Raw genomic sequence first — 13101 nt, forward strand, 5'->3', positions numbered from 1 at the left:
CATCAGCGGGGTTGCTTCACCGGCTCTCCTCCCGCGAGGCTCAGACGAGCTGGGCGATGGCGGCCAGCAGGGCCTGCTGGTCGAAGCCCTGCTTCGTCAGGTAGGCGCTCGCCCCCAGCTCCATCCCGCGCTGGATGTCGCCGGGGCTGTCGCGGGAGGTCATCAGGATCACGGGGAGCCCCACGAGGGAGGGGTCCGCCCGGATCGCCTCCAGCAGCGCGAACCCGTCCATGACGGGCATTTCGACGTCCGCGAGGACGAGGTCAACGCCCGCGCCCGGGGCACGCAGAGAGTTGAGCGCGTCCGCCCCGTCCACCGCCAGCGTCACGCGGTAGCCGCCGGTCTCGAGGATGCTCCGCTCCAGCGTGCGGGTGGTCAGGCTGTCGTCCACCACGAGGACGTGGCGCCGCGGCGCCGCGGCGGCGGGCAGGGGGGCCGTGCCGGGGCCGCCGCGCGCCGCCTCTCGCAGCCCGCGGTCGAGCAGCCCGTCGGGGCGCAGCACGAGGGCGACGGCGTCGCCCTCCAGCAGGGCGGCGCCGGAGACGAGGGCCGGGTCGAGGCCCGGCGCGTCCACCTCCGTCACCACCAGGCTGCGGGCGTCCCGCAGGGCGGCGACGGTGAGGAGGAGGCGCGCCGCGCCGCGGGCGAGCAGCACCGCGGGCCCCGGCCCCGGCGGCGGCGGCTCCGGCGCGCCCCCGAGGAGGGCGTCCAGCGGCAGCACCGGCACCAGCGCCGCCCCGCCCGGGACCGCCAGCCGCGCCACCGGCCGCCCCTCGGCGGTGGACAGGGCGGCGGGGTCGAGGCGGAGCAGCGGGCCGACGGTCACGAGGGCCGTGCTGCCGGGCAGGGCGAGCACCTGCCCGCCCGCCTCCACCAGCAGCAGCGGGCGCCGGCCGGTGGAGGGGGGCAGGGCGATCACCACCTCGGCCCCGCCGCCGGGCGCCGCCCGCAGCGCCGCGGCGCCGTGCAGCGCCAGCGCCGCCTCCGCCACGACCGAGAGGCCCATGCCGCGGCCCGAGAGGCGGTCCACCGCCGCCGCCGTGGAGAAGCCGGGCTCGAAGACGAGGGCGAGCAGGGCGTCGGGCGAGGGCGGCGCGGCGCCCGGCGCGCGCGGGAGGAGCAGCCCCTGGCGGACCGCCGTCGCCTCGATGGCCGCGAGGTCCGGGCCCGGCCCGTTGTCGCGCACCGTCACGGTCAGGCCGGCCTCGGTCGCCTCCACGGCCAGGCCGATCTCCGCCCGCCGCCCGTCGCGCGGCGCCCCGTGGCCGAGGGCGTTGCGGAGAAGGTGGAGCACCGGGTCCTTCAGCGCCTGCAGCACGCGCCGCTCGGCCTGGGCCTCCAGGCCCGTGGTCCGGACCGTGGCCTCGACCCCGCCCTCGCGGGCCATCTCGCGCAGCGCGGCGGCGAGGGGGCCGAGCACGCTGCCGGCGGGGACGAGGGCGATCGCCTCCACCTCCTCCCGCAGGCGCTGGGCCGCGCGGGCCACCGCGTCCGCGCTCTCCCGCGCCTCGCGCGAGAGGGCCGCGACGTGGCGGGCGACCTCGCTGAGGGAGGCCTCGAAGCCGCGCAGCCGGTTCGCGAGGGCGGGGTCGGCGGGAAGGGCGGCGCGCATCCCCTCCCAGTTGCGGCGCAGCGCGCGCAGCTCTGCCTCCACCCCGCGCAGCCCGGCGGCGGTGGAGTCGCGGCCGAGCAGGGCCTTCAGCCCGTAGGTCGCGGCCGAGAGGCGCTCCACCCGCCCGGCCTCGACCCGGAGATGGCCCTCGGCCGGGGCGGGGGCCTCCGCAGGCGGCGCGGGCGGGGCGGGCGGAGCGGGGTCGGGGCCGGCCTCGAGCGGCGCCCCGTCGAGCATCCCGTCCAGCGCGGCGAGGACCGGATCGAGGGGGGGCGAAGCGGCGCCGGCGGCGAGGGCGGCGGCCTCGGCCTCGATCGCGTCCAGCCCGCGGTGGAGAAGGGCCACGAGCGCGGCGGGCAGCCGGGCCGGGCCGCCCGCGGCGGCGCCCGTCTCCCGTGCGAGGAGGCCCTCCAGCCGGTGCGCCACGGCCTCCGGCCCCGGCAGGTCCACCGCGCGGGCGGCGCCCTTCAGCGAGTGGGCGCGGCGGAACACGTCCCGCAGCGCGCCGGGCTCGAGGGTGACCGCGCCCTCCGCGTCCTCCGCGGCCAGCGCGGCGCGCAGGGCGGCGAGGTGCTCGCGGTGCTCGGCGTCGAAGGCCGCCAGCAGCTCCGCCCGGAAGTCCGCCATCCCGGCCGCGCGGCCCCGGGCCCTAGAGCCGGTACCGGTCGGCCAGGGCGACGAGGCCGTGGCTCAGCCCCGCCATGTTCGCCGCCGCCTGGTCGAGCTGGCGCGTGCCCGCCGCCGTCTGCTCGCTCGCCTGGCGGATGTTGGTCAGCGCGCCCATCACCTGCTCGATGCCGAGCTGCTGCTGGTTCGTGCTGGCGACGATCTGCTGGAAGGTCTGCACCGCCTCCTGCACGCGGGCGGTGATCTCGCGGATGGTCTCGTGGCTGCTGGCCGTGCGCTCGCGCCCCGTGGCCGCGCGCTTCACGGCCTCCTCGGTCAGCATGACGGAGGCGTTGATGCCGCGCTGGATGTCGCCGAGGTTGGCGCGCACCTGCGCCGTCGCCTCTTTCGCCTGGTCGGCGAGGGACTTCATCTCGGCGGCGACGACGGCGAAGCTCCGCCCGGCCTCGCCGGCGGCGGCGGCCTCGATCGCGGCGTTCAGCGCCAGCAGGTGGCTGCGCTCGGAGAGGTCGTTCACCGTCGCGGTGATCTCGCCGATGGCCTGGGTCTTCTCGCTGAGGGAGACGATGTTCTCGGCCACGCGCTCGGCCTGCTCGCGGATCTTGTCCATGGCGGCGACCGTCTCGGCCACCGCGCGCAGCCCGTCGCCGCTGCTGCGGACGGTGGCCTGGGCGCTCGCGATCACCTCCTGCGCGCGCTTGCCGATCTGGGTGCCGGAATGGGTGATCTCGTCCACCGTCGCCGCCGTCTCCTGCACGGCCGCGAGCTGCTCCTCGACGCTCGCGGCCTGCTGCTGCGTGCTGGCGCGGATCTCGGCCGTCGCGGCGTCGAGCTGGTGGGTCGCGTCCCGGCTCTGGCGGGCGAGGTCGCGCAGGCCCTCCGCCATGGTGTTCAGCGTCGCGCCCAGGCGCCCGAACTCGTCGCGCCCCTCCCGCGCGGGGGCGCCCGACAGGTCGCCGCGGCCGATGCGGTCCACGAGGTCGAGCAGCCCCTCGAGCGGTCGGGCGAGGGCGCGGCGGACCAGGGCCGTGACGCCGACCGCGATCAGCACCGCCGCCCCGAGGCCGAGGAGGATGAGGTTGCGCGCGTTGTCCGCGATCTCGTCCACGCGCTGCTGGCCGATCGCCGAGAGGCGCTCCATCGCCGCCTCCACCCGGTCGAGCCCGCGGTCCAGCTCGGCGGCGCCGGCGATGACGGCGGGCTCCGCGGCGACGAGGGGGGCGGCGTCGTCGGCGGCCAGCAGGCGGACCTGCGCCTCCACGCGCTCGCGCTGGCGGGCGAGGGTCGCGGCGGCGCCGTTCAGTGCCGCGATGACCGCCTGCCAGGCCGCGCGCCGCTCGGGCGCGATCGCCTGGGCGGCGAAGCCCTGCGCGGCCGCGAGGGCCTCGTCGAGGTCGGCCGAGAGCCGCCCGGAGGCGCGGCGCCAGTCGGCGGGGTTGGCGGCGTCGGCGACGGCCGGGGCCGCTCCCGGCGCGACGCGGCTCCCGAGATAGGCGAGCACGAGGCGCTCGCGCGTGTCGCGCATCTCGGCCTGCGCGCTCCGCATCTCCGTCACCTGGCGGATGACCGTGCTGTCGCGGGACATCACGAGGCGGCTGGCGTTGCGGACCGTCTCGAACTGGTCGAGCGACCAGAGCCCGAGGCCGATGGCGAGGAGGCTCAGCGTCACGAAGCCCAGCAGGGCGCGGTTGGCAATCGACACGCGGGTTCAGGCTCCGGGCAGGGGGGAGGCGTAGGGGCGCAGCAGACGGCCGAGGTCGATCACGCCGAGGACGGGCGGCTCCCCCGCACCGGGCAGGGTTGCGCGGAAGGCGACGGGGCTGGCCGGGGCGGGGCTCGCCGGGCCGGGAAGGGGGCGCGGCGCGAGCGCCGAGAGGGCCCGGCCGACGCGCAGGGCGAGCCGCCGCCCGCCGGCCGGGGGCGGGCGCAGCAGCACGTCGTGCTCCCCCTCGCCCCCCGGCAGGCCGAGCAGGCGGGCGAGGTCGAGCACGGCGTGGATCCGCCCCGCGCGGGCGCGCAGCCCGAGCACCTCGGGCGGGCTTCCCGGTAGGCGGCAGGGCGGCTCGGCCGCCAGCACCGCGGCCACGCCGTCGAGCGGCAGGCCGAAGAGCTCCCCGCCGAGGGCCACCACGAGCACGGGGGCCCCGGCCGCCTCGCGGCGGGTGCCGCGGCCGGCGAGGCGCCGGGTGCGCTCCTCGAGCAGGCGCTCGGCGCGGGCCTCGTCCATCCCGCCGAGGAGGCCCGGGTCGGGCAGGAAGCGGAGCACCATCAGGCCGCCCCGTTGGCGAGGTGGTGGCGGGCAAGGCCGAGCAGGGTCTCCGCGGTCATGCCGTCGCCCTCCTCCAGGACCGTGCCGCCCGGCAGCGCGCGGGCGAGGCGGGCGGCGTTGGCGATGCTGCGCCGCCCGGCCTCGGCCGCGCCGCGCTCGAGCAGCAGCAGGCCGAGATGGTAGTGCGCCGCGACGAAACCGCTGTCGAGGTAGAGCGCGCGGCGCAGCGCCGCCTCCGCCGCCGCGGCCTCGCCGAGGGCGCCCGCCACCAGCCCGTCGAGGTGGTGCAGGGGGGCGGCGGTGGGGTGGTGGCGAAGGGCCTCGCGCAGCCTCTGCCGCGCCGCTTCCAGGGCACCGGCATCGGCCTCGGCGCGGGCGCGCTCCAGCGCCGCGGCGGGACCGGCGGAGGCGGGCTGGGGTTCCGCGGCCGCAACGGGCTCCGGCCAGAAGGCAAGGGGCGGGGGCAAGGGAAGGGGCGCCCAGGCGGCCGCCGCGGGGGGCGCGAGCGCCTCCGGGGCAACCCCCGCCGCGCGCGGGCGCCAGGCCGTCGTGCCGGGGAGGGCCACCGGCCGCAGGAAGGCGCCGAAGGAGGGGTCGGGCTCGGCGTGGCCGAGCAGCATCCAGCCGTCCGGCGCCAGCCGCTCCGCCAGGGCGCGCACCACGTCCGGCACCCGCGCGCGGTCGAGGTAGATGAGGACGTTGCGGCAGAGGATGAGGTCCTGCGCCGCAAGCTCCGGCGCGGCGCGGCCGTCCAGCAGGGCGAGGAGGTTCCCCCGCTCGAAGCGGACGCCGGCGCGGTGCTCGGGGCGAAGCTGCCAGGCGCGCCCGCCCTCCAGGGGCGTGAAGTCCCGCGCCCGCTCGGCGGCGGGCATGCCGCGCAGCGCCCAGGGGCTGAAGCGGGCCGCGCGGGCGGCCGCGAGCGCGGCCGCGCTGATGTCCGTGCCGAGGATGTCGATCGCCCAGTCCGCGCGCGCCGGTCCTAGCAGGCGGCGCAGGAGGATGGCGACCGAATAGGCCTCGGCCCCCGTGGAGCAGCCGGCGGACCAGACCCGCAGCCGGCGCGTGGCCGCGCGCCGCCGGAGGAGGCGGGGAAGGATGACCCCCTCCAGCGCGGCGAACTGGGCGGCGTCGCGGAAGAAGAAGGTCTCGCCGATCGTCACCTCGGACTCGAGCGCGGCCCACTCGCCCTCGTCCGCCGCGAGGCGCGCGAGGTAGCCCGCGGCGTCGGCCGCGCCGGTCGCGCGCAGGCGGCGGCGGACGCGCTCCCAGAGGGCGGCGTCCTTGTCCTCGTAATAGGCGTGGCCGGTGCGCGCGATGACGAGGCGCTTGAGCGCCGGGAAGGCGGGGTCCGGCCGGGCGTCGCCGGGGGTCACGGGGGGGCGGCGTCCGGCGGCGCGTCCCAGCGCGCCAGCCGCGCCCGCGCCCGCTCCGTCAGCGCGGCGAGCACCGCCTCTTCCTCCGCCAGCAGCAGGCGACCGGGGTCGAGGAGATGCGCCGTGACGCCCTCCACCTCCAGCGCGCCGGTCACCAGGCCGTTGAGGGAGCGCCCGGGCTCCACCGGGCGGAGGGGCAGCCCGGCCGGCAGCACGTCGAGCGCCCGGTCGACGAGGAGCGCGAGGCGGCCCTCCGCGAGGAGGACGAGGTGGCGGTAGGGATGCGGCGCGCCGGGGGCGGCGTCGAGCAGGCGGGCGAGGTCGAGCACCGGCACCGCCTCCCCGCCGAGGTTCAGGAAGCCCGCGAGGGGCGGCGGCAGGCCGGGCGGGGCGTCGAGGCGCGGCAGGGGGAGCAGGGCGCGCACCGCGGCGTGGGGCAGGGCGAAGGCGGCGCCGCCGGCGGCGAGGAGCACGGCGGGACCGGGGAGGGCGGTCGCTGTCACCGGGCCGGGCCCGTCCGGTGCCCGCCCCTCCTCAGCCCCGGCGGCCGCGGAGCGGGCGGGCGCGATCCGGGCGCTGGGCGGCCTCGGGCAGGGGCTCGGCGCCGGCGGGGCGGCCGGCGTCGAAGCCGATGAAGCCGATTTCGGGGCGGGGCGCGCCGCCGTCCGCGGCGAAGAGGCGGGGGCGCAGCGCGAGGGGGGCGGCGGGCGGCGCGCCGCGGCGGGGCGGCTCGTAGAGGGGGGAGGCGCCGCGGGCGGGCGGCGCGTCCTCCTCCTCCGCCGCGACGCGGGCGGGCGGGGCCTCGCGCCCGCCGCGGCCGCGCCGGGCGGCGGGCGCGGGCTCCGGCTCGGCGGGTGCCATGGTCGGGCCGCTGCCGGCGCTGCCGCGGGCGGAGAGGAGGTAGAAGGCGATCTCGTTGCGTCCCTGGTCCACCGCCGCGTCGATCGGGGTGAGGCCAAGCTGGTTCCGCGCGTTCAGGTCCGCGCCTCGCCCCATCGCCTCGCGCGCGGCGGGGAGGTCGCCGCGGGTGATGGCGTCGAACAGCGCCGCGTTGGGCGAGAGGCTGGCGCTCGGCGTGTCCGAGGGGATCGGCTCTGGCGCGCGCCGTCCCGCGAGGCCGGGCAGCGCCGGGGGCGGCGGGCGGACGGTCGGGGCGCCTGGCGGCGGCGGCGCGCTGCGCCCGATGCCCTGGGCAAGGGCCGGCGTCGCGAGGAGGGCCAGCAGGGTGCCGGCCAGGAGGAGGGGGGGGAGGGGGCGACGCATGGCCTCTTGCCTATAGCGGGCGGCGGGGCGGGGAGCCAATCCCGCGCCTTGTCGCCCGCCGCGGACGGGCGGTCAGGCGCAGCCCTGGCCGCGGTAGGTGAAGCTCGCGACCCGCCCCTCGCGCAGGGCAAAGGTCACGTCGCACTGGACGGGGACGTAGCTGTTGCCGAAGGCCGCGTAGCCGCCGCCGTAGAAGCCGCGCCCGAAGCCCCCGTAGAAGGGGCCGCCCGCGAAGCCGCCGGGATAGGCCCCGGGCACGGCCACCGTGCGCTGCTCCTCGTAGGCGAGGAACTTCTGCCCCCCGGTCTCGTAGCTGCGCGTCGGCACGCCGAGCGCGGAGACGAGGTCGAGCTCCGAGCGGCCGACATAGGTCGACAGGCGCTCCGAGATCGTCGGTCCCGTCGCGCAGGCCGAGAGGGCGGCGAGGGAGAGGAGGGCAAGGACGGGGGCGGCGCGTGGCATGCCCCCTATCTGGTGCCGCGCCGCGCCCGCGGGAAGGCCGGCGTTCACGGTTCGGCCCAGCGGCGGAGCAGCGCCGCGCGGGATTTCGCCAGCAGGTCGAAGGCGCGCGACTTGCCCTCGCGCGCGAAGAGGTCGCGCCCCGCGGCGTCGAGGTCGAAGAGGATCTCGCGCTTCGCCGGGTCCCGCACGAGGCTCTGCGCCCAGGTGGCCGCGACCAGCCGCTCGCCGCGCGTGACGGGGGCGACGCGGTGGATCGTGCCCGCCGGGTAGGCCACCGCCTCGCCGGCCGCGAGGCGCACCGCCATCTCGCCGGCCATCGTCTCGATCACCAGCTCGCCGCCCTCGTAGGAATCAGGGTCGGAGAGGAAGAGGGTGACGGCGATGTCGGCCCGCAGCGGGGCCTCCCCCCGGGGATCGGAGGGCGCGCCGCCGCCCATGACGGCGTCGTCCACGTGCGCGCCGTAGGTCCGCCCCGGCGTGGTGCGGGAGAGGAGCGGCGCGCGGAGGCGGCGCGGCAGGGCCGCCGCGCGGAACACCTCACTCGCCTCCAGCGCCGCGAGGGCGATCTCGCCCGCCTCCCGCGCGAAGGGGTCCAGCGGGTCGGCCTGCTCGTTCGCCTTCACCACCCGCGCGTGCCAGCCGGCGGTGGCGGCGCCGTCCGTGAAGGCAGCCCTGCCCAGCAGGGCGCGCAGCTTGCCGAGCCGCTCGGGGGGCAGCACATTGGGGATGCAAACGATCATCGCTCGCAGACTGACAGGAGAGGTTGCCCATGGGGAGTGGCCCGGTTCGCTTCGGCCCGCTGCGCCTCTGGCTGGGGGTCGGCGCCTTCGCCCTGGCCGGCGCCCCGGTCCTGCCCGGCCAGGCGCAGCCCGCGCCGGCGACGGAGGAGGCGCGGCCCGCGCCGCCCATCCCCCAGGGCGCCATCCCCGAGGTCGAGCCCCCGGCCGACGTGCCCGTGATGTTCCAGGACGCACCGCCGGCCGCGCCCGCGGCCCCGGAGGCCCCCGCTCCGGAACCCGTCGTGCCGCCGGCGCCAGCCGCCTCGGAGCCGGTGGCGGCTCCTCCCGCGCCCCTTCCCGCCGCCCCCGCGGCCGCGCCGCCCGCGCCCGCCGCCGCGCCGGAGGCACCGTCCCCGACCCCGCCGGTCGTCCCGCCCGGGGCGCTGCCCGGCGCGGCGGCGCCCGTGCCGCCCGCGGCGGTGCCCGCGCCGGTCCTCGTGCCCCCGGCCGCGGCGCCCACGCCCGCGCCAGCCGGCGGCACGGCCGCGCAGGAGGGCGGGGAAGGCGGCGAGGGCGGCGAGGGGGGGATCACCTTCGGCGCCTCGCCCGACGTCGCCTACGCCGCGCAGATCATGCTCGTCCGCGGCCACCTCGCGATCGGGATGGAGCTCGCGCGGGCCGGGGCCTGGGACGACGCGGTGTTCCACTTCCTCCACCCGATGGAGGAGATCTACGAGAACCTGCGCCTCGAGCTGCGCCGCCGCCGCGCGCCGGGCTTCGCGGCCGAGCTGGGGAACCTCGCCAACCGCGCGCGGCGCAAGCGCGGGGGGGCGGGCCTGGAGGCGGACTACCGCGCCGCCCTCGCGCGGATCGACCGCGCGCTGGTGGCCGGCGTGCCCGCCCGCGTCCGCAACTCGGCCCCCTTCGTCGCGGAGGTCGCGGCCCGGACCATGCGCGCCGCCGCCGCCGAGTACGAGGCGGCGATCGAGGACGGCCGCCTGGCGAACGTCGTGGAGTACCAGGACGGCCGCGGCTTCCTCGCCGAGACGGAGGCGCTGCTGAACCGCAACGCCGCCGCCCTGCGCGGCGCCCCCGGCGGCGAGCGCGACTGGGCGGAGGCGCAGGCCGCGCTCGCCGCCCTGCGCCGCGCCTGGCCGACGCCGCGCCCGCCCTCCGCCCCCGCGATGAGCGTGCCCGACCTGCTCGCCGCCGTCGCCCGCTTCGAGCGGGCCGCGCTGCGCTGGCGGTGAGGGCGCGGCTCCTCGACGGGCTGCTCTCGGGGGCGCTGCTGGTGCTCCTGGCGGCGAGCCTCGGCGCGCTGGTCGCGCCCGCCGGCTCCGCCGACGCGGGCTCGGCCGCCGAGGACGCCGCGCTGCGCGCCGCCTATCGCCGCCCGGCCGAGCCGCCGCCGGCGCCGGCCGACAACCCCACCACCGCCGCCCGCGCGCAGCTCGGCCGGCGGCTGTTCTTCGACCCCTCGCTCTCCTCCACGGGCGCCATGTCGTGCTCGAGCTGCCACCAGCCGGCGCACGGCTTCAGCGACGGGCTGCCGCTCGCGCGCGGGGCGGGCGGGAAGGCGCTGCGGCGGCGCTCGCCCACCATCTGGAACCTTGCCTGGGCGCCGTTCCTGTTCTGGGACGGGCGCGCGGAGGGGCTGGAGGCCCAGGCGGCCGCCCCCATCGAGGCGCACGAGGAGATGGGTCAGCCGCTCGAGGCGCTGATCGCGCGCATGGGCGGCGATCCCGCCTGGCGCGCCGCCTTCGCCGCGGCCTTCCCGGGCGCGGGGCCCGCGGTGACGAAGGACAACCTCGTCCGCGCGCTGGCGGCCTGGGAGCGCACGCTCGTCTCGCCGCGCACGCGCTTCGACGCCTGGGTGGAGGGCGACGACGCCGCGCTCTCGCCCGCCGAGCGCCGCGGCCTCTCGGTGTTCAACGGGCCGGCGGGCTGCGCGACCTGCCACGAGGGCTGGGCCTTCACCGACCACGCCTTCTACGACATCGGGCTGCCGCTGCGCCCGGGCGCGCCGCCCGACCTCGGCCGCGGCCCCGTGCTCGGCGAGGCGCGGGCCGACCACGCCTTCAAGACGCCGACGCTGCGCGAGGCGATGCGGCGCGCGCCCTACATGCACGACGGCTCGCTGCCGACGATCGAGGCCGTGCTCGACCACTACGCCGGCGGCGTCGTGGACCGCCCGACCCTCGCGCCGGAGCTGCCGCGCCGCCTGGCCCTCGATGCCCGGCAGCGGGCGGACCTCGTCGCCTTCCTCGACACGCTGACCAGCGCGCCCGACGCGGCCCTGCCGGAGATGGCGACGCCGCCGGCCGCGCCCGCGCCGCCGCCCGGCCTCGCGCCCGTGGCGCGCGCGCGGGTCTCGCAGCGGAACCGCCAGTTCGCGCCGCTGCGCGTGGCGCTGGTGCCGGGCGGCACGCTCGAGATCGTCAACGACGACACGACCGCGCACAACATCCGCATCGATTCCCCCGACCTGCAGCGCAACAGCGGCATCCAGGACCCCGGCCAGACCGTGAGCTGGCGCATCCCCACCGCCGGGCGCTACGTCGCCTTCTGCGGCATCCACCCGAAGATGCGCCTCGAGGTGACGGTCGCGGCGCCTTGATACCCCGGCGGCCCCGGACGGGGCGGCGCCATCCTCCAGCCCGAAGGACCCGCCCTTGACCGACCTCGCCCCCTCCGCCCTCGCCCGGCCCGACCCCGCCATCCTGGAGCGCCTGCGCGCGGGTGTGGACCGGAACTTCGAGGCGCAGACCGCCTTCCTCGCGGAGCTCGTCCGCTTCCCCAGCCTGCGCGGGCGCGAGGCCCCGCTGCAGGACTGGATTGCCCGCGGGATGGCCGCGCGCGGCTATCAGGTGGACCGCTTCACCCTCGCTGACGTGCCGCTGGAATCGCACGAGAAGGCGGCGCCGATGGTGGACGTCGATCCCCAGGGATCGGTGCAGGTGGTGGCGACGCGGCGCGCGCGCGGCGCGGGCGGGCGGAGCCTCATCCTGCAGGGGCACATCGACGTGGTGCCGGAGGGGCCGTCGGAAATGTGGACGCACCCGCCCTATGGCGGCGTGGTGCGCGACGGCTGGCTCTACGGGCGCGGCGCGAACGACATGAAGGCGGGCGTCTCCGCGATGATCTTCGCGATGGACGCGATCCGCGACGCCGGGCTGCGCCCCGCGGGCGACGTGCACGTGCAGACGGTGACGGAGGAGGAGAGCACGGGCAACGGCGCGCTCGCGACCCTGCTGCGCGGCTACCGCGCCGACGCCTGCCTCATCCCTGAGCCGACCGCCGGCACCATCACGCGCGCGCACACGGGCACGCTGTGGTTCCGCCTGCGCGTGCGCGGCGTGCCCGTCCACGTCGCGGTCGCGGACACGGGCACGAACGCCATCCTCTCCGTCATGCACCTCATCCGCGCGCTGCAGGACCACACGGTGGCGCTGAACGAGCGCGCGAAGGCGGACCCGTCCTTCGCCGCCGTCCCCAACCCGATCAAGTTCAACCCGGGCGTCATCCGCGGCGGCGACTGGGCCTCCTCCACGCCCGCCTGGTGCGAGGTGGACTGCCGCATCGGCCTGACGCCGTCGATGGAGGTGGCGGAGGTGATGGCGGGGGTGGAGCGCTGCGTGCAGGCGGCGCGGGAGGGCGACGCCTTCCTCGCGAACAACCCGCCCGAGATCACCTGGCACGGCTTCCAGGCCGACGGCTTCGTGCAGGAGCCCGGCAGCGAGGCCGAGCGCGTGCTGGCCGGCGCGCACCAGGCCGCCTTCGGCGCGGTGATGGAGGAACGCCTCTCCACCGCCGTGAACGACACGCGCTACTACGGCCGCTACTACGCGATGCCCGCCCTCTGCTACGGCCCGGGCGGCGAGGGGAACCACGGCTTCGACGAGCGGACGAACCTCGACCTGCTGCGCAAGACCACCCTCTCCATCGCGGGCTTCATCGCGGACTGGTGCGGGGTGGAGGAAGCCTGAGCGCCGCGGCCGGGGGAACCTTCGCGCCCCCGGCCGTGACGTCCCCTCAGGCCGCGCGGCGGCGGCGTCGCGCGAGGCCGAGGCCGAGCACGCCGGTCAGCATCAGCGTCATCGAGGCCGGCTCGGGCACGGCGACGAGGGTGATGGCGCCGGCCGCGACCGGCAGGTTCACGTCGTAGGTCCTCGCGCCCGGCCCGGCGGGGACGATGCCGCCGTGCATGTCGAAGACGCGGAAGTCGAGCGGCAGCAGGTCCGCCCGCGTGAAGCCGGGCTCCGTCGGGTTCTGGCTGAGGTCGAAGCTGGCGGTGTAGAGCAGCGTCGTCGTCGCGGCCGTGACGCCGAGGAGTTCCGCCTTGGTGCCCGGCGCGTGCTCGGCGAGGGAGAGGATCACCGGCCCGATCTGCGCGATCGCCTCGGGGGTGGTGACGACGCCGTTGCCATCGGCGTCGCCGTTCGGCGGCACGGGCGGCGGCGGCGCGGGGGTGTCGAGCGGCACGCCCGGGGCGATGTCCTTCCCGTGGACGTGCAGCAGGTGCGTCTGCCCCGCCACGACGTTGTTGGCGACGAGGCTGAAGGACAGGATGTCGCCGTCGAGGCTGAAATTCGCCGTGCCGGTCACGCCCGAACCGTTCGCGGGGTCGAGGACGGCCTGGTAGAGCACCGGCGCCGCGGAGGCCGCGGCCGGCAACAGGAAGCAGGAGAGGGCGAGGGCGGGGAGGGACGATCGGGTTCGCATGGGGGGCTCCGGCCGCGTGGCAGGGGCCACGGCGGAGTGTTCTGGCTGACAGAA

The 13101-nt window shown here is 78.3% G+C and carries 12 protein-coding genes; 3 read left to right on the forward strand and 9 right to left on the reverse strand.

Annotated elements, in window-relative coordinates; all coding sequences use genetic code 11:
• Positions 1–40 precede the first annotated feature (40 nt).
• The 8 genes from EAH89_RS03355 to EAH89_RS03390 all read right to left on the reverse strand — a co-directional run bounded on the left by EAH89_RS03355 (position 41) and on the right by EAH89_RS03390 (position 8346).
• Positions 41–2239, reverse strand: a complete 2199-nt coding sequence (locus tag EAH89_RS03355; protein ID WP_140881353.1) for an ATP-binding response regulator — start codon at positions 2237–2239, stop codon at positions 41–43.
• A gap of 22 nt (positions 2240–2261) precedes the next feature.
• A complete protein-coding gene (locus EAH89_RS03360; protein WP_140881354.1) occupies positions 2262–3941 on the reverse strand; it encodes a methyl-accepting chemotaxis protein in 1680 nt (559 codons plus the stop codon).
• Positions 3942–3947: 6 nt separating this feature from the next.
• Positions 3948–4508: a chemotaxis protein CheW gene (locus tag EAH89_RS03365; protein WP_140881355.1), complete on the reverse strand. Its 561-nt coding sequence runs from the start codon at positions 4506–4508 to the stop codon at positions 3948–3950.
• On the reverse strand, positions 4508–5881 hold the full coding sequence (locus EAH89_RS03370; RefSeq protein WP_140881356.1) for a CheR family methyltransferase: 1374 nt from the start codon (positions 5879–5881) through the stop codon (positions 4508–4510). Before EAH89_RS03370 ends, EAH89_RS03365 begins: the two co-directional genes overlap by 1 nt.
• Complete coding sequence (locus EAH89_RS03375) at positions 5878–6384, reverse strand: chemotaxis protein CheW (protein ID WP_241666837.1); 507 nt, start codon at positions 6382–6384, stop codon at positions 5878–5880. The genes EAH89_RS03370 and EAH89_RS03375 overlap by 4 nt, the downstream gene beginning before the upstream one ends.
• A 31-nt stretch (positions 6385–6415) precedes the next feature.
• Positions 6416–7144 (reverse strand): ankyrin repeat domain-containing protein, encoded by a 729-nt coding sequence (locus tag EAH89_RS03380; protein WP_140881357.1) that lies wholly within the window; start codon positions 7142–7144, stop codon positions 6416–6418.
• Positions 7145–7216: 72 nt separating this feature from the next.
• Positions 7217–7606: a hypothetical protein gene (locus EAH89_RS03385; protein ID WP_140881358.1), complete on the reverse strand. Its 390-nt coding sequence runs from the start codon at positions 7604–7606 to the stop codon at positions 7217–7219.
• A gap of 44 nt (positions 7607–7650) precedes the next feature.
• Complete coding sequence (locus EAH89_RS03390; RefSeq protein WP_140881359.1) at positions 7651–8346, reverse strand: Fe2+-dependent dioxygenase; 696 nt, start codon at positions 8344–8346, stop codon at positions 7651–7653.
• A 29-nt stretch (positions 8347–8375) separates the two neighbouring features.
• Here EAH89_RS03390 and EAH89_RS31940 point away from each other — a divergent pair, with 29 nt between their 5' ends.
• From EAH89_RS31940 to EAH89_RS03405, 3 genes are read left to right on the forward strand one after another with little or no spacing between them, the layout of a single operon-like run.
• Positions 8376–9575 carry a hypothetical protein gene (locus EAH89_RS31940; protein WP_194152295.1) on the forward strand — a complete coding sequence of 400 codons (1200 nt, stop codon included), beginning with the start codon at positions 8376–8378 and terminating at the stop codon, positions 9573–9575.
• Positions 9572–10942 carry a cytochrome c peroxidase gene (locus tag EAH89_RS03400; RefSeq protein ID WP_161993463.1) on the forward strand — a complete coding sequence of 457 codons (1371 nt, stop codon included), beginning with the start codon at positions 9572–9574 and terminating at the stop codon, positions 10940–10942. The genes EAH89_RS31940 and EAH89_RS03400 overlap by 4 nt, the downstream gene beginning before the upstream one ends.
• Positions 10943–10997: 55 nt before the next feature.
• Entirely contained in the window at positions 10998–12311 is a 1314-nt protein-coding gene (locus tag EAH89_RS03405) for an ArgE/DapE family deacylase (protein WP_140881361.1), read from the forward strand.
• Positions 12312–12357: 46 nt separating this feature from the next.
• Here EAH89_RS03405 and EAH89_RS03410 read toward each other — a convergent pair whose 3' ends face one another.
• Entirely contained in the window at positions 12358–13047 is a 690-nt protein-coding gene (locus EAH89_RS03410) for a VPLPA-CTERM sorting domain-containing protein (protein ID WP_140881362.1), read from the reverse strand.
• Positions 13048–13101 lie beyond the last annotated feature (54 nt).

This window comes from Muricoccus nepalensis (genome assembly GCF_006438825.1).
Taxonomy (GTDB): Bacteria; Pseudomonadota; Alphaproteobacteria; order Acetobacterales; family Acetobacteraceae; genus Roseomonas; species Roseomonas nepalensis.